The organism is Bifidobacterium pullorum DSM 20433 (assembly GCF_000771405.1).
Taxonomy (GTDB): Bacteria; Actinomycetota; Actinomycetes; order Actinomycetales; family Bifidobacteriaceae; genus Bifidobacterium; species Bifidobacterium pullorum.
Genome location: NZ_JDUI01000009.1, coordinates 90,055 through 105,628, shown reverse-complemented (window position 1 = coordinate 105,628; position 15,574 = coordinate 90,055). Strand labels below are relative to the sequence as shown.

Here is a 15,574-nt window from a genome sequence, read left to right as displayed (position 1 = left end):
TCCGGAACAGACATAGAAATTCGTTATTAGGAAACGAGGGTCAATGGCAGCGAACAAGCAAGCTGCGCGCAAGCCGCGTCGCCGGGACCGCAAGTCGGTGCCGGTCGGGCAGGCGCACATCAAGTCCACTTTCAACAACACCATCATCTCGATCACCGACCCGTCCGGAGCCGTGCTCTCCTGGGCGTCCGGTGGCGATGTCGGCTTCAAGGGCTCCCGTAAGTCCACGCCGTACGCCGCCGGCATGGCCGCCGAATCCGCCGCCCGCAAGGCGATGGAGCACGGTCTGAAGAAGGTCGACGTGTTCGTCAAGGGCCCGGGCTCCGGTCGTGAGACCGCGATCCGCTCCCTGCAGTCCGCCGGACTCGAGGTCGGTTCCATCACCGACGTCACCCCGCAAGCACACAACGGCGTTCGTCCCCCGAAGCGCCGTCGCGTCTGAGCACACCAACCATCCATCCAACCCGCTTCGGCCGGTGAGTGCACCACCGGTTGGGAGCTGAAAGGATACCACAGTGCTTATCGCACAGCGTCCGACACTTACCGAGGAAACCCTCAACCCCCAGCGCTCCCGCTTCACGATCGAGCCGCTCGAGCCCGGATTCGGCTATACGCTTGGCAACTCGCTGCGCCGTACGCTCCTGAGCTCCATCCCGGGTGCCGCTGTGACGTCGGTGCGTATCTCCGGTGCCCTGCACGAGTTCACCACTCTGCCCGGCGTCGAGGAGGACGTGACCGAGATCCTGCTCAACATCAAGGGAATCGTGCTCACCAGCGAATATGACGAACCGGTCGTCATGTACCTGCGCAAGAACGGTGAGGGCGAAGTGACCGCCGGCGACATCACCCCGCCTGCCGGTGTGACCATCGCCAACCCGGACAAGCACATCGCCACCCTGGCCGAGGACGGCGAACTCGAGATCGAGTTCACTGTCGAGCGTGGCCGTGGCTACGTGCCCGCGCAGATGAACAAGCAGGATAACGACGAGATCGGCCGCATCCCGGTCGACTCGATCTACTCCCCGGTGCTCAAGGTGAGCTACAAGGTCGAGGCCACCCGTGTGGAGCAGCGCACGGACTTCGACAAGCTCATTCTGGACGTGGAGACCAAGCCCGCCATCTCGCCGCGTGACGCGGTGGCCTCCGCCGGCTCTACGCTGGTCGAGCTGTTCGGCCTGTGCCGCGAGCTCAACACCCAGGCGGAAGGCGTCGAGGTCGGCCCGGCCCCCGTGGTCGAGGAGACGAACCCCGAGATGGCCGTGCCGATCGAGGATCTCAACCTCACTCAGCGCAGCTACAACTGCCTGAAGCGCGAGGGCATCCACACCATCGGCGAGCTCGTCTCCCACACCGAGCAGGACCTGCTCGACATCCGCAATTTCGGCATGAAGTCGATCGATGAGGTCAAGGAGAAGCTGCAGTCGCTCGGACTGTCGCTGAAGGCCTCGCCGCTGGGCTTCGACGCCAACAACCTTGAAGGTGGCACGTTCTTCTCGCCCGAGGACGAGTGAACCGCCAACTTCGACCAACCGTTCCGGAGTTCGGATGCTCGGGCAGTTGCCCACCTGGACTCCGGGGCAATAAGGAGTAACTAACTATGCCTACCCCGAAGAAGGGCCCGCGTCTGGCGTCCAGCCCCGCGCATGAGCGCCTGATGCTCGCGAACATGGCCACCAGCCTGTTCCAGTACGGCCGCATCACCACCACCCTGCAGCGCGCCAAGCGTCTGCGTCCGCTGGCCGAGCGCCTGATCACCTTCGCGAAGCGCGGTGATCTGCACTCCCGCCGTCGCGTGATGCGCGTCATCCGCAACAAGTCCGTGGTGCATGTGCTGTTCACCCAGATCGCCGAGCAGATGGAGCAGCGTGAGGGCGGCTACACCCGCATCATCAAGATCGCCCCGCGTAAGGGCGATGCCGCTCCCGCCGCCATCATCGAGCTGGTCACCGAGCCGGTGAGCCCGAAGAAGGCCGTGGTGAAGGAAGCCGAAGCCGCCGCCAAGGTCGCCGCCGAGGACGAGACCCCGGCCGTGGTCGAGGAGACCGCCGCTGAGGCTCCGGCCGAGCAGGCCGTTGAAGCCGAGGCTCCGGCTGAGGAGACCGCGGACGAGGCCGAGAAGGCCGAGTGAGCATAGCCTGATAGGCTGATTGGGTCGGGAACCACCAGTTCCCGGCCCTTTTTCGTAGCCACACCTCCCGGACCTCCACGCACCCTTCCGGACTCTGACACATCGTGACCTTGATCCATTCCTTAAAATGTTGGTATTCCAACGTTTCGGGAGATGGATCATCGTCACGATAGATCAGAGTCACGGGGTCTTCTCCAGACTCTGACACATCGTGCCCCTGATCCATTCCACAAAAGGTTGGTATTTCAACGTTTGGGAGATGGATCACAGTCACGATGGATCAGAGTCCGGGGAGGGAGCGGAACATGGTCCGGGAGCGACCCGGAGGAAGGGGCCGGGGAGAATCGGGAAGAAGGTGAGGAGTCGGACATGGTGAGACTGAGACTGGACCTGGGATACGACGGCGGCGCGTTCTACGGCTGGGCCAAGCAGCCGACGCTGCGTACCGTGCAAGGCGAGTTGGAGCAAGCCCTGCACACAATCCTGCACGTCCCGCAGGATGACGCCGACGAGCCGCTGCGTCTGACCGTGGCCGGCCGGACCGACACCGGCGTGCACGCGCTGCATCAGGTCTGTCACCTGGACGTGTCCCAGGCCACGTTGGACCGCTGCGTGGGCCATATGGGCGTGCCCGCCCCGGAGGCGCTGTTCCGTCGCTTGTCCCGCATGGTTCCCGCCGACATCGCCATCCATGCGGTGAGTGTGGCCCCCGACGGGTTCGACGCCCGGTTCTCGGCGCTGGAACGCACCTATGTGTACCGTATCTGCGATGAGGGGCGTCCGGTGGATCCCCGGATGCGCGGCTTCGTGCTGGCCATCGACGACCGTCTCGACATCGACGCGATGAATGCGGCGGCGACCATGACGCTCGGCCTGCACGATTTCGGTTCGTTCGCGACCCCCAATCCGGGCGGCACCACGATTCGCGAGGTCAAGCGGGCCTATTGGTCGCGCATCCCGGTCTCGCCCCTGGTCCCGGACCGACCCGATCACGCCCGGGACGCCGGACAGGGGACCGCCGATGGATATACCGTGCCCGCGGCCGAATCCGGACTGCTGTGCTTCACGATCGTGGCTGACGCCTTCGCCCGCAATATGGTCCGTTCGCTGGTCAATGCCTGCGTGAAGGTGGGACAGGGTAAGAAGGACCTGGACTGGTTCGCCGGGAAGATGGCCGTGCCGCTGCGGGAGGGCTCGACCGGTCCGATCGCGCCGCAGGGATTGACGCTGGAGCATGTGGCGTATCCGCCCGACGACCGGCTGGCGACGCGCGCCGAGGCGATTCGGGCCAAACGCACGTTGTAGACGGTGCTCGCTCGCCGCGACACGCCGACGATGTGGCAAACCACCCCCGAAAGTTTGCCGACTTCCGCTATATTCCGCCAAACACGGCAAACTTTTGGGGGTGGTTTGCCACGGGTACGGCGTGTCGTACCATGTGTCGCCCTCGTTGGTCGGGAAACAGGGGGGGGCACGACTGTGACCTGAATGTCACCCTCGTCCAGACACCTGACGCTACCTAACACCCCCTGCCTCCGGACACACAATCTGGCCTATAACCCAAATCTGGCCTATACCCCAGCCTACGCCCCAAGTCTTGCCACATACGCAAAAAGGTCTTGACCAGTGGGCCAAGACCTTTGGTGGCGGATGAGGCGAGATTCGAACTCGCGGAGGGGGTTGCCCTCACACGCTTTCGAGGCGTGCTCCTTAGACCGCTCGGACACTCATCCTTATGGTTGCCATAAGCAACTTGTCTATTATGGCACAGAACGCTGACACGTCAAATCGGCGTGGCGTCTGTTCAGTCCTTGGCCGTGTCTTCAGCCTCGAACAACGCCTCGTCAATCATCGGGTAGCCCAGGCGGAACGCCTGCGCGGTATGGTTCGCCGCCTGCACGGCGTACGCACGCCAGGCGCGTTCGACGGTTCGATCGGCGTCCGTGCCGCCGGCCGGCGTGCCATCCGAACCGTTGCGCTGCGTGCCGCTCGCGCCATCGGTCCGCGTCATTCCCACGTCGCCGGATTGCGCGGACTCGGCGTCCGCACCCGTGGGCAGTTCGGTTCCCTCCGCCACGGCGCCGACCAACGACCTTGCGCAGTCCATCAGTACGACCGAGGCGGTGGGGGCCTTCAGCCCGGTGGCGCCGTCCAATGCCGTGTCGGGATTGTCGATCAGATTTCCGACGGCATAGACGGCCTGCCGGGAATCGTCGCCGGACATCGCCGCCAGCTTCTGCGCGGCGGACTTGGACCTGTCGCTGAGTTCCAGCGTGGCACCGGGCGCGCCGCGTGCGGCCAGCACCTCGAAGGCGAATCCCGCCTTATCTTCGGTAAGCGCCGCGGCGGACAGGTCCACCAGTCCGTCGAGCGCGTCCGCATCCGCATCGGGATCCAGCGTGGCCACGCCGTTCACGGACCAACCGGCGTCGACGGCGTCCGCCCCGTACACGGCTTCGGCGCGCACCTGCGCGCGTGCCGCGTGCGTGACCCCCTCGCCGAACCGGCTGGGGCAATACACCGCCACGTCCAGCCAAGCGTCCCGTGAGATGGTCAGTTCCGTATGCGCCAGCATCACCGGCTTCGCCGTCGCGATCGTGCGGTCGGCGTCCAACGCCGTGTACAACGCCTGCTCGCAGGGGTTGAGCCGGCGTTCGGCCTCGGCGCGCCCCTCGATGCGTGGGGGATCGCAGGCACACAGCGCCGCGGCGGATACGATCGCCGCCACGGCCGCCGCCCAACGGCGGACACGCGGAAACAGGCGATTCTTCGCGGCGTACAGTGTCTGCATAAACCACTAGACTAGCCTTTGACTGTGACCAGTGGGCCAAGCGCTCGGATATAACTTCATAGGAGGTCTTGAAGATGGAACTGGACCTGAATGGCATGCATCGGCTGGCCGCCGAGCAGGGAATCGATGCGGAGACGTTGGATACCGCACTCGCCGAGGCGCTGCGGCTCGCATATATGAAAACCCCGCACGCCGCCAAGCATGCGCGCATTGAACTTGACGACCGCGCCGGCACGTTCACCGTGTGGGCGCAGGATGAGATTCCGGTCGAGCCGACCGAGGACGATCCGCACCCCGCTCCGAAGCTCGGCGAGGAATACGACGACACTCCGCGTGATTTCGGCCGTCTGGCCGCCTCCACGGCGCGCCAGGTCATCACCCAGCTGTTCCGCAAGGCGGAGGACGACAAGGTCTTCGGTGCCTTCTCCGGACAGAAGGGCAAGCTGATCACCGGCATCGTGCAGCAGGACGCCAAGGACACCGCGAACGTGCATATCGCGGTCGGCGATGTGGAGGCGATTCTGCCCCGCCGCGAGCAGGTGCCCGGCGAACGGTACCGCCACGGCGAGCGTCTGCGCGTATACGTGGTGAATGTGGCCCGGGGGCTGCGTGGACCGGAGATCATCGTGTCGCGCTCGCATCCGGAACTGGTTCGTCACCTGTTCGAGCGTGAGGTGCCCGAGCTGAATTCCGGCGCCGTGTCGATCATGGCGATCGCCCGCGAGGCCGGCGCCCGCACGAAGATCGCCGTGCGCGCCAACACCGAGGGCGTCAACCCGAAGGGCGCCCTGATCGGCCCCGGCGGCGCGCGTGTGCGTGCCGTGATGGAGAACCTCGGCCCGGAGAAGATCGATATCGTCGACTGGTCGGCCGATCCCGCCAAGTTCGTGGCGGCCGCGCTGTCGCCCGCGGTGGCGACCGGCGTCAAGGTCATCAGCGAGAAGAACAAGACCGCCATCGCCTTCATCCATGACGATCAGCTGTCGCTGGCCATCGGCAAGGAGGGGCAGAACGCCCGTCTGGCGGCCAAGCTGACCGGATGGAAGATCGGCATTGAATCCGCCGAGGCCCACCAGGCCAAGCAGGAGGAACACGAATCCTGACCCCGGGATTCCCACGCTCGCCACGCCCGGATTCTCCACAGCCACGAGTATGCTTGGCTGCGGTATTCCGGGCGTTGGACTGCGGTTCTGCGCCGCGGTATGAAACACGAGGTATAACGACCATGGTTGCACGATGAGACAGGGTAAGCTCGCCGTCATCGAAGCGTGACCGCCGGCATACGCGCGGTCGCAGAATAGGAGAATTGAGTGCCGAAAGCACGCGTGTATGATCTGGCCAAGGAACTTGGCGTCGATAGCAAGACGATCCTTGAGAAGCTCAAGGAAATGGGAGAATTCGTCAAATCCGCATCCTCGACCGTGGAACCCCCGGTCGCCCGTCGCCTGAAGGCGGCGTTCCCCAAGCCCGGCGCCGCGCAGGAATCCAAGCCCGCCGCGGCGAAGCCGGCCCCCGCCAAGCCCGCGCCCGCCAAGCCGGCGACCGCCGGCACGCCCGCGGCACCGACGAATTCCGGCAAGCCCCATGCGGCGGCCCCGAAGCCCGGTCCCGCCGCGCCGAAGCCCGCTGCCGAATCCGGCCATCACAACGCGGCCCCGAAGCCCGGCCAGCGCCAGGGCGGCCATGGTCAGTCCCGTCCCCAGGGCGGCAAGCCCGCACCGCAGGGCAACCGCAGCCAGTCGCAGGATACGCAGCGTCCGAGCGGGCCCCGTCCGGGCAACAACCCGTTCAGCCGCAAGCAGGGCATGCATACGCCGACCCCGAGCGATATCCCGCGTCCGCATCCGATGTCCCGACCCACTGTGGACAACGGTCGTGGCGGTCGCGGCAACGGCCGTCCCGGTCAGGGCGGCGGCCGCGGCGGCTTCCGCGGTCGTCCCGGTCAGGGCGCGCAGGGCGCCAAGCCGGGGCAGTGGGGACAGCATCGTCCCGGCCAGGGCGGCAACAGCCGTCCGGGTGGCAATCGTTTCGGCGGTGGCAACACCTCCGGCGGGTTCCAGGGCGGCGCCTCTCCGAATAACGGTCCCGCACGCGGCGGCGGTCGCGGCCGCGGCGGCGCGGCCGGCGCATTCGGCCGTCAGGGCGGCAAGTCGTCGAAGGCCCGCAAGAACAGGCTGGCGAAACGCCAGGAATTCCAGGAGATGAAGGCCCCGATCATCGGTGGCGTGCGCATTCCCGCAGGCAACGGGCAGACCATCCGTCTGCGTCAGGGTGCCTCGCTGGCCGATCTGGCGGAGAAGATCAACGTCAATCCGGCCGCGCTGGTCACCGTGCTGTTCCATCTCGGCGAGATGGCCACGGCCACGCAGTCGCTGGACGAGTCCACGTTCCAGATCCTCGGCGAGGAGATCGGCTGGAACATCAAGATCGTGTCCGCCGAAGAGGAGGACAAGGAGCTGCTGCAGCAGTTCGACATCGACCTGGATGAGGAGGAGCTCCAGGAGGATGCGGACCTCAAGCCGCGTCCGCCGGTGGTCACCGTCATGGGTCATGTCGATCACGGTAAGACCCGACTGCTCGACACCATCCGCCGCACCAACGTCATCGCCGGTGAGGCCGGCGGCATTACGCAGCGCATCGGCGCCTACCAGGTCACCGTTTCGCTGGAGGGTGAGCAGCGCAAGATCACGTTCCTCGACACCCCGGGCCATGAGGCGTTCACCGCCATGCGTGCCCGTGGCGCCGAGCTGACCGACGTGGCGATCCTGGTGGTCGCCGCCGACGACGGCGTCATGCCGCAGACCGTCGAGGCCATCAACCACGCCCAGGCGGCGCATGTGCCGATCGTCGTGGCCGTCAACAAGATCGATGTGGCCGGCGCCAACCCGGACAAGGTCCGCGGCCAGCTCACCGAGTTCGGCCTGGTGCCGGAGGAGTACGGCGGCGACACGATGTTCGTCGACATCTCCGCCAAGCAGGGTACGAACGTCGACAAGCTGCTCGAGGCCGTGCTGCTGACGGCCGACGCCGAGCTCGACCTGCGCGCGAACCCCGACATGGACGCCCGTGGCGCGACCGTCGAGGCGCGTCTGGACAAGGGCCGCGGCGCCGTGGCCACCGTGCTGGTGCAGCAGGGCACCCTGCATGTCGGCGACGCCATCGTGGCTGGCACCTCGTACGGCCGCGTCCGCGCGATGCTCGACGAGAACGGCAAGCAGATGAAGGAGGCCGTGCCGTCCACGCCGGTGCAGGTGCTGGGTCTGACCTCGGTGCCGACCGCGGGCGACCTGTTCCTCGTCGCCCCGGACGACCGCACCGCGCGCCAGATCGCCGAGAAGCGCCAGGCCACCGAGCGCGCCGCCCAGCTGGCCAAGCGCCGCAAGATCGTCTCGCTCGAGAGCCTCAAGGAGCAGTTCGCCAAGTCCGAGGTGGATATGCTCAACATCGTCATCAAGGGCGATTCGTCCGGCTCGGTCGAGGCGCTCGAGGATTCGCTCATGAAGATCGAGGTGTCCGACGAGGTCGGCATCCAGGTCATCCACCGCGGCGTCGGCGCGATCACGCAGAACGACGTCAACCTGGCCACGGTCGACAAGGCCGTCATCATCGGCTTCAACGTGCGTCCGAACCGTCAGGTGGCGGAGCTGGCCGAGCGCGAGGGCGTGGAGATCAAGTACTACTCGATCATCTACAAGGCCATCGAGGACATCGAGGCGTCGCTCAAGGGCATGCTCAAGCCCGAGTACGAGGAGGTCGTCACCTCCCACTCGGAGATCCGCGAGATCTTCCGCTCCTCCAAGTTCGGCAACATCGCCGGCGTCATGGTGCAGGACGGCGAGGTCAAGCGCGGTACCAAGTGCCGCATCCTGCGCAACGGCGTGGCCACGGTCAACGACCTGGAGATCTCCTCGCTGCGTCGTTTCAAGGACGACGTCACCTCCGTCAAGGAAGGCTACGAGGCCGGTATCAACCTCGGCTCCTTCAATGACATCGAGATCGGCGACGTCATTGAGACCTTCGAGATGCAGGAGATCGAGCGCAAGTAGCCGCTCGGGACAACCCCGCGTGCATAGGGCGTCCGCAAGCCGGTTCTCCGGCCGCGGGCGCCCGCTGCGTTCCGGGTCGTGCACGCCGTTCGCGGACGGCGGTCAATGACCGTGGGATGTGCGACGATGGAACATCGGAACATACGGCCGGACGCGTCGAGGAACCGCATCGGCCCGACTGATTGACGACGAACGAGCGAGGAACCCCATGCCTTCAGGAACCAACCCCCGCGCCGCGCGCATCGCGGCGCTCATCCAGCGTGTCATCGCCTCCTCGATGGAGGCCCAGCTGCACGACAAGCGTCTGGCCAACGTCACCATCACCGAGGTGCGTGTGACCAACGACCTGCAGCTCGCCAAGGTCTACTGGACCCAGCTCGGCCATGCCGGCAAGGAGCAGGGCGAGCGCAAGCGCGCCCAGGAGGCGCTGAACCAAGCCAAGGGCCGTCTGCGTTCGCTGGTCGGCACGAAGGCCGGCCTGCGTCTGACCCCGCAGCTGCAGTTCATCTTCGACGAGGTGCCCGGCGAAGCCCATGAGATCGAGGACATCCTGGCCGTGGCCCGCAAGCGCGACGAGGAGCTGGCCAAGGCCCGCGAGACCGCCCAGTACGCCGGCGACGCCGACCCGTACAAGCATCCCGAGGCCCGCGACGAGGACGCCGATCCGGATGAGGATTCGGATTGGGACGACGAGGATGAGGACGACTGGGACGAACTCGATGACATCGACCTGGATGACGTCGCCTCCGCCGGCACGGACTCTGACACATTCACCGCGGACTCCGACACATCCACCGAGGCGTGACGTTGGCGAATTCCGGTCTGCTCATCGTCGACAAGCCGCAGGGCGTGACCAGCCATGACATCGTGGCGGCGGTGCGCGGCGCCTTGCATATGAAGCGGGTTGGCCATGCCGGCACCCTCGATCCGATGGCCACGGGCGCGCTCATCGTCGGCTTCGGCAACGCCACGCGCCTGCTCAACGTCATCGTCGAACACGATAAGACCTACGAGGCCACGATCCGGCTCGGCCAGCGCACCGCCACCGACGACGCCGACGGCGAGACCATCGCCGTGCATCCGGTCCCGGCCATGTCATGCGACGAGCTGCGGGCCGTGATCGATGCGCGGTTCACCGGAACGATCGAGCAGGTGCCGAACACGTACTCGGCCATCAAGGTCAACGGTCGGCGCGCCTACGATCTGGCCCGTGACGGCCAGGACGTGCAGCTCGAGGCGCGGCCCGTCACGATTCATGAGTTCGCGGTGCTTGACGTGCGCCCGGTACGGGTTGCGGCCATGGCCGATGGACGGCCCGGCGACGCGCCGGAGGATGTCGGCTCCGGCGACGGTTCGTTGCCTATGCTGGACGTGGACGTGCGCGTCACCTGCTCGGCCGGCACCTACATCCGTGCCCTCGCCCGCGATCTGGGCGAATCGTTGGGTGTGGGCGGGCATCTGACCCGTCTGCGCCGCATCCGCGTCGGACGGTATCGTGTCGATGATCCACGCGCGGTGACGGCCCACGTCGAACAACGCACGTTCACCAACCGTGACGGCGAAACCGTGACCCGCAACCGCGCCGTGCTTGACGTGGCCGGGGCGGATCTCGCCGCGCACGCCCTATCGATGATCGAGGCCGCCGCTGCCGCGATGACGGTGATCGAGGTATCCGACGTCGAGGCCGCCGACCTGCGGTTCGGACGTCGTATCCGCGTCGCGGAGGGAACGCCGCGCGGCGGATGGTTGGCCGCGGTGGTGCCGGAGCGCAACGACCTCATCGCCATCGTGGAACCGTGCGGCCATGGCATGGCCAAACCCGTCACCGTGTTCCCGGTGGCGTAGGGTGCCGAGCCGGTGCCGCGCTTGAAGAGTAAAGGACGATTATGGACATCATGACGTTGACCCCCGATGAGAACGGTCAGGTCGATTGGCCGGCCCTCAGCCCGGACCGCAGGGCCGTGGTGACGGTCGGCGTGTTCGACGGCATGCATCAAGGGCATGCCGCGGTGATCGGCAAGGTGGTCGAGCTGGCGAAACAGACCGATTCGTTCGCCGTGGTGGTGCTGTTCGACCCCCGACCCGGGCTTGTGCACCGGTATGCGGCCGAACACGACGGCGCGGCGCTGCCGGAGGATGCCGTGGACGTGGAGGCGCTGACCGGCGTGGACCAGCGGCTGCGCGTCATACGGGACCTCGGCGTGGATGTGGTGCTGCAGGTCCGTTACTCGCTGCCGTTCGCGGCGAAATCCTACCGGTTCTTCCTGGGACAGATGGTCGGCCGGGTGGGCATGCGCACGCTGGTGCTCGGGACGGACGCCGCGATGGGCAACAATCGCGAGGGCGATATCAAGGCGATCGACACGTTGGCGCAGGCCACCGGCGTGTTCGAGCTGGTTGTGGTGGACGATCGCGGCCCCGGCGAGGTGCGCATCCCCGCCGACGCGCATCCCGAAGCGCCTACGGAGCCGGGGGAGCCGCAGGATCCGACCGCCGGCATGACCAAGGCACAGCTGCGCGCATGGAGCAAGCGGCATCAGGGACGTAGGACCCGCGCCTGGAGCTCCACGAACGTGCGATATCTGCTCGGACATGGCCGCGTCAAGGACGCGAACGCGATTCTGGGGCGTCCTCACGCGGTCGAAGGCGTGGTGGTGCATGGTGAGGAGCGCGGCCGTGCGCTTGGATTCCCGACCGCGAACCTGGGGGAGCGCCTGGACGGCTACCTGCCGGTGGACGGCGTGTATGCCGGATGGCTGGTCGATTTGGGTCCGGCTGAATCCCACGGACCGACGGATAACGCCACCTGCCCGGCACTGGAGCGGGTCGACGCGGATTCCGCGGACGCCGGGCGGACCGCACCCAGACTGCACCCGTACGATGACCATGGTGCCGTGGCAAGGTGCGCCGCCGATTCCCCGTACCGTTGGCCGGCTGCGATCTCCATCGGCACCAAGCCGACGTTCAGCGAGCAGACCGGACTGCACGAGCGTGTGGCGGAGGCCTATGCGATCACCGAGGACGGTTCCTGGCTGGACCTGTATGGGCATCGCGTGCGTTTCGAATTCGCCGGATTCCTGCATCCGATGGTCCGATACGACGGCGTGGACGAGCTGATCGCCGCGCTGAACTCCTACGTGGACCAGACCAGGCGCCTGACCGCCTGATCAAGAATGCCAGCCGAATCGCAAAATCCCGTCGCAGCTATGATGTGACTCTGACACATTGTGACTCTGACACCATTGTCAAAACCGCTATATTCCAAGGTTTTCAACTTGTATCACGGTCACAAATGTGTCAGAGTCCGGAAAAAGGGGAGGGGCGGGAAGCCGCTAGCTGCGGAAGTGGCTGAAGAACTCCTTGGTTTCCGGATCCTGCGATTCGTCCATGACCTCGCGCGGCGTGCCGTTCTCGGCGATGACGCCGCGGCGCAGCAGCACGATGCGGTCCGCCGCGTCATGGGCGAAACTCATCTCATGCGTGGCCATCAGGATGGTGGTGCCCTGGTCCTTCAGCTCCGAGACCATGTCCAGCACCTCGCCGACCAGCATCGGGTCCAATGCGGAGGTGATCTCATCGAGCAACAGTAGCTCCGGATTGGTCATCAGCGCGCGGGCGATGGCCACACGCTGCTGCTGGCCGCCGGACAGCTGGTCGGGGTAGGCGCCGGCCTTGGCCCGCATGCCGATGCGGTCGAGCAGCTCCAGGGCCCTCGCCTCGGCGCGGTCCTTGTTCCAATGGTGCACCTTGCGCGCGGCCAGCGTCACGTTCCTGATCACCGACATGTGCGGGAACAGGTTGAACTGCTGGAACACCACGCCGATGCGGGAGCGGATCGCGTCCTGATCGGCACGCGGATCGGTGATGTCGGTGCCCCCCAGCCAGATCTGCCCGTCGTCCACCTGTTCGAGCAGATTCACGCATTTCATCAGCGTGGACTTGCCGGAGCCGGAGGGACCGAGCAGCGCCACCACCTCGTGCTGGCGGATGTCGAATGAGATGCCGTTCAATACATGGGCATCGCCGAAGGACTTGCGGATGTTCTCCAGCCGCAGCACCACGGGCGCATCGCCGGCGGCCGGCACGGTTCCGGGAACGGTTGCCGTCATGCTCACACCACACCTCCGCTCTGTTCGCGCCTGCGCAGACGCTCGGAATACCAGTCGCTCAACAGAATGAACGGCACGCTCATCAGAATGAACAGCAGGCTGGCCACAACGTACGGGGTGAAGTTGTACGAGCTGGCCACCTCGATCTGCGCGGCGCGCACCGCGTCCACCGCGCCCAGCACGGAGATCAGGCCCACATCCTTCTGCATGGAGATGAAATCGTTCATCAACGCCGGCGTCACCTTGCGCAACGCCTGCGGAATCACCACGAGCCAGGTGGTCTGTCCGGCGGTCAGGCCCAGCGAGCGGGCGGAGGCGCGCTGCGACGGGTGCACGTCGTTGAAACCGGCGCGCAGCACTTCCGCCACATACGCCGCGTAGCCGAGCACAATCGCGATCGTGCCCAGGATCGCCGGGTCGATGCGGCCGAACAGGCCCAGTCCGGGGATGCCGAAGCCGATCAGATACAGCAGCACGATCATCGGGATGCCGCGCATCACGGTGGTGTAGACGGCGGCGATGACGCGCAGCGGGAACATCACCGGATTGCGGCTGGTACGGATCAATGCGATCAGGGTGGCCAGGACCGCCACCCCGATCACGGCCACGATCAGAATCCGCAGGTTCAGCCACAGGCCGTCCAACACTTCTGGGAAACACTTAGCAAAGTATTCGGCGGAGAAGAACGTCTCCTTGACATGCGGCCAGCCGGGGGACATCTGCAATCCCACGACGACGACCAGGGCCAGCACCACCGTGCTGACCATGCTGACAGCCACGGACTGCAGCTGCCGTTTGCGCCGATACGCGCGGCGTTCCAGTTCGACGCCGCTGACCGACATCGCCCCGTCATCAGCGGCGGGGTTGGGGGAGGTGGACGGAAAACTCATGGTTCCTACTCTAATTCGGTATCGGAATGAGGCTTGTACGGACCGGAAACACGGCGGCCGGGCACGGAAAGAGGCGCCCGGCCGCGATGGCGTCGTGTCAGACCCGCGTCAGACCCGCGTCAGGCAAGCTCCGGCAGATCGGAGGTGTACTCGGCGAGCCACTGGTCCTGCAGCTCCTGCAGCGTGCCATCGGCGTCCAGCTCGTCGACGGCCTTGGTCGTGGCCTCGGTCAGCACGGAATCCTTCGGCAGCACGATGCCCATGCCGTCCTTGTCCTCGGAGTCGGCGATGCGGCCGACCACCACGGCATCCGCCACCTGGCCGGACTGCACCATGTACACGCACACGGTGGTATCGGCCACCAGCGCGTCGATCTGGTCGGCGTCCAGCGCCTGCGCGAGCGAGGCGTCGTCGTTGAACGTCTGCACGTCGTCGTTGATCTTCTCCTTGGCATAGGTGTAGCCCTGCGTGCCCACGGTGGCGCCGATCACGGCGTCCTTCAGATCGGCGAGCGACTTCGCGTTCGCGTACTTGCCGTCCTTCTTCACGATCACGGCACGAGTGTCCTTGTAGTAGCCGGAGGAGAAGTCGACCGCCTGCTTGCGTTCGTCGGTGATGCCGAACTGCTGGATGTTCATGTCCCAGTCCTTCGGGCCGGGGGCGATGGCCGCGTCGAAGGTGGTGCGCGTCCACACCACGTCCTCGGCGTCGAAGCCGAGTTTCTCGGCCACCGAGTACGCCACGGCGGCCTCATAGCCCTCGCCGGACTCCGGGTCGTCGTTGAGCACCCACGGCTCGTACGCCGGGTCGCCGGTGGCGATGGTCAGCTTGCCGGGGGCCACGGTCTGCTGGGTGAGGTCTCCGCTGTTGGACTGGGTGTCGTCGGTGGTGGAATCCGCGGCGTTGGAACCGCATGCGGCGGTCAGCGCGAGCGCGGCGACGCTGAGGGTCGCGGCGGCCGCGCGGATGAACTGCTTGCCTGAAAAAGCCATGTCACTCTCCTGAATCTGTGGTTGGACGTGGAAACGGTATCGACGTCCTTACGTATAGTAGGACGCCGTTTGGTCAGAGGGAACCGTGTGGCTATCGGACTTGCCGATAGCCGGTTATCGCCGTGGCTCCGCTCGCTATTGCAGGGTGAATCCGGCGAATTCGAAGCCGGGGCTGACCACGCAGGAGACGAGCGCGTCACCGGTGCCGGGCAGGGTGCGCTGCCAGACCCCCGCGGGGATGACCAGATGTCCGACGGGTGCGGCGGCTGCATCGTCCCCGTCCGTTGCGGCGATGCCGGCCCCGAGCGTGACCGATTCCGCTCCCGCCTCATCCGGGGCCTCTCCCTCGCCGCCCAGTTCGATGGTGACCGGTGCCGGTCCGTGCCACAGCCAGATTTCGTCGGCGTCGACCTTATGCCAGGCGCTGGCGTCGCCTTCGGCCAGCAGGAAGTAGATCAGCGACGACAGCGGCCTGTGACCGGACCGGTCGTTGATCGGCGACTGCCAGTCGCGCACGTACCAGCCGCCTTCCGGATGCGGTTCGAGGCCGAGTCGGGCGACGATGGATTGCGCGTAGGGGCTCATGTCTTGCAGTGCCACGCTCATGGTGTGTCCTTT

At 66.1% G+C, this 15,574-nt stretch carries 14 protein-coding genes and 1 tRNA gene; 9 read left to right on the top strand and 6 right to left on the bottom strand.

What is annotated here, in order from left to right; genetic code table 11:
* Positions 1 to 43 precede the first annotated feature (43 nt).
* The 4 genes from rpsK (at position 44) to OU11_RS05740 (ending at position 3,433) form a co-directional block, all read left to right on the top strand.
* Positions 44 to 442: a 30S ribosomal protein S11 gene (rpsK, locus tag OU11_RS05755; protein ID WP_033505222.1), complete on the top strand. Its 399-nt coding sequence runs from the start codon at positions 44 to 46 to the stop codon at positions 440 to 442.
* Between the two features lie 73 nt (positions 443 to 515).
* Positions 516 to 1,511, top strand: coding sequence for a DNA-directed RNA polymerase subunit alpha (locus OU11_RS05750; protein ID WP_033515169.1), 996 nt, complete (start codon positions 516 to 518; stop codon positions 1,509 to 1,511).
* An 86-nt stretch (positions 1,512 to 1,597) separates the two neighbouring features.
* Positions 1,598 to 2,128, top strand: coding sequence for a 50S ribosomal protein L17 (gene rplQ, locus OU11_RS05745; RefSeq protein ID WP_033515167.1), 531 nt, complete (start codon positions 1,598 to 1,600; stop codon positions 2,126 to 2,128).
* 369 nt (positions 2,129 to 2,497) lie between these two features.
* Complete coding sequence (locus OU11_RS05740) at positions 2,498 to 3,433, top strand: tRNA pseudouridine synthase A (RefSeq protein WP_033515165.1); 936 nt, start codon at positions 2,498 to 2,500, stop codon at positions 3,431 to 3,433.
* 339 nt (positions 3,434 to 3,772) lie between these two features.
* Here OU11_RS05740 and OU11_RS05735 read toward each other — a convergent pair.
* Positions 3,773 to 3,861, bottom strand: a tRNA-Ser gene (locus OU11_RS05735).
* A gap of 71 nt (positions 3,862 to 3,932) precedes the next feature.
* A complete protein-coding gene (locus tag OU11_RS09320; RefSeq protein ID WP_052122717.1) occupies positions 3,933 to 4,919 on the bottom strand; it encodes a hypothetical protein in 987 nt (328 codons plus the stop codon).
* 74 nt (positions 4,920 to 4,993) lie between these two features.
* Here OU11_RS09320 and nusA point away from each other — a divergent pair, with 74 nt between their 5' ends.
* The 5 genes from nusA to OU11_RS05705 all read left to right on the top strand — a co-directional run bounded on the left by nusA (position 4,994) and on the right by OU11_RS05705 (position 12,132).
* Entirely contained in the window at positions 4,994 to 6,022 is a 1,029-nt protein-coding gene (gene nusA / locus OU11_RS05725; protein WP_033515163.1) for a transcription termination factor NusA, read from the top strand.
* A gap of 207 nt (positions 6,023 to 6,229) precedes the next feature.
* Positions 6,230 to 8,965, top strand: coding sequence for a translation initiation factor IF-2 (infB, locus tag OU11_RS05720; protein ID WP_033515160.1), 2,736 nt, complete (start codon positions 6,230 to 6,232; stop codon positions 8,963 to 8,965).
* A 208-nt stretch (positions 8,966 to 9,173) separates the two neighbouring features.
* Positions 9,174 to 9,770 (top strand): 30S ribosome-binding factor RbfA, encoded by a 597-nt coding sequence (gene rbfA / locus OU11_RS05715; protein WP_033515158.1) that lies wholly within the window; start codon positions 9,174 to 9,176, stop codon positions 9,768 to 9,770.
* Positions 9,767 to 10,810: a tRNA pseudouridine(55) synthase TruB gene (gene truB, locus OU11_RS05710; protein WP_033515157.1), complete on the top strand. Its 1,044-nt coding sequence runs from the start codon at positions 9,767 to 9,769 to the stop codon at positions 10,808 to 10,810. Before rbfA ends, truB begins: the two co-directional genes overlap by 4 nt.
* Positions 10,811 to 10,851: 41 nt before the next feature.
* Entirely contained in the window at positions 10,852 to 12,132 is a 1,281-nt protein-coding gene (locus tag OU11_RS05705) for a riboflavin kinase (protein WP_033515155.1), read from the top strand.
* Positions 12,133 to 12,297: 165 nt separating this feature from the next.
* Here OU11_RS05705 and OU11_RS05700 read toward each other — a convergent pair whose 3' ends face one another.
* The 4 genes from OU11_RS05700 to OU11_RS05685 form a co-directional block, all read right to left on the bottom strand.
* Positions 12,298 to 13,074 carry an amino acid ABC transporter ATP-binding protein gene (locus OU11_RS05700; protein ID WP_052122716.1) on the bottom strand — a complete coding sequence of 259 codons (777 nt, stop codon included), beginning with the start codon at positions 13,072 to 13,074 and terminating at the stop codon, positions 12,298 to 12,300.
* 2 nt (positions 13,075 to 13,076) lie between these two features.
* Entirely contained in the window at positions 13,077 to 13,964 is an 888-nt protein-coding gene (locus OU11_RS05695; protein ID WP_033515153.1) for an amino acid ABC transporter permease, read from the bottom strand.
* A gap of 119 nt (positions 13,965 to 14,083) precedes the next feature.
* Positions 14,084 to 14,956 carry an ABC transporter substrate-binding protein gene (locus OU11_RS05690; RefSeq protein ID WP_033515151.1) on the bottom strand — a complete coding sequence of 291 codons (873 nt, stop codon included), beginning with the start codon at positions 14,954 to 14,956 and terminating at the stop codon, positions 14,084 to 14,086.
* Between the two features lie 135 nt (positions 14,957 to 15,091).
* Complete coding sequence (locus OU11_RS05685) at positions 15,092 to 15,562, bottom strand: cupin domain-containing protein (RefSeq protein ID WP_033515149.1); 471 nt, start codon at positions 15,560 to 15,562, stop codon at positions 15,092 to 15,094.
* Positions 15,563 to 15,574: the final 12 nt, after the last annotated feature.

Coding starts and splice junctions, on each gene's coding strand:
- rpsK (WP_033505222.1), top strand. CDS start 44: ATGGCAGCGAACAAGCAAGCTGCGCGCAAGCCGCGTCGCCGGGACCGC.
- rplQ (WP_033515167.1), top strand. CDS start 1,598: ATGCCTACCCCGAAGAAGGGCCCGCGTCTGGCGTCCAGCCCCGCGCAT.
- OU11_RS05740 (WP_033515165.1), top strand. CDS start 2,498: ATGGTGAGACTGAGACTGGACCTGGGATACGACGGCGGCGCGTTCTAC.
- OU11_RS09320 (WP_052122717.1), bottom strand. CDS start 4,919: ATGCAGACACTGTACGCCGCGAAGAATCGCCTGTTTCCGCGTGTCCGC.
- nusA (WP_033515163.1), top strand. CDS start 4,994: ATGGAACTGGACCTGAATGGCATGCATCGGCTGGCCGCCGAGCAGGGA.
- rbfA (WP_033515158.1), top strand. CDS start 9,174: ATGCCTTCAGGAACCAACCCCCGCGCCGCGCGCATCGCGGCGCTCATC.
- OU11_RS05705 (WP_033515155.1), top strand. CDS start 10,852: ATGGACATCATGACGTTGACCCCCGATGAGAACGGTCAGGTCGATTGG.
- OU11_RS05700 (WP_052122716.1), bottom strand. CDS start 13,074: ATGACGGCAACCGTTCCCGGAACCGTGCCGGCCGCCGGCGATGCGCCC.
- OU11_RS05695 (WP_033515153.1), bottom strand. CDS start 13,964: ATGAGTTTTCCGTCCACCTCCCCCAACCCCGCCGCTGATGACGGGGCG.
- OU11_RS05690 (WP_033515151.1), bottom strand. CDS start 14,956: ATGGCTTTTTCAGGCAAGCAGTTCATCCGCGCGGCCGCCGCGACCCTC.
- OU11_RS05685 (WP_033515149.1), bottom strand. CDS start 15,562: ATGAGCGTGGCACTGCAAGACATGAGCCCCTACGCGCAATCCATCGTC.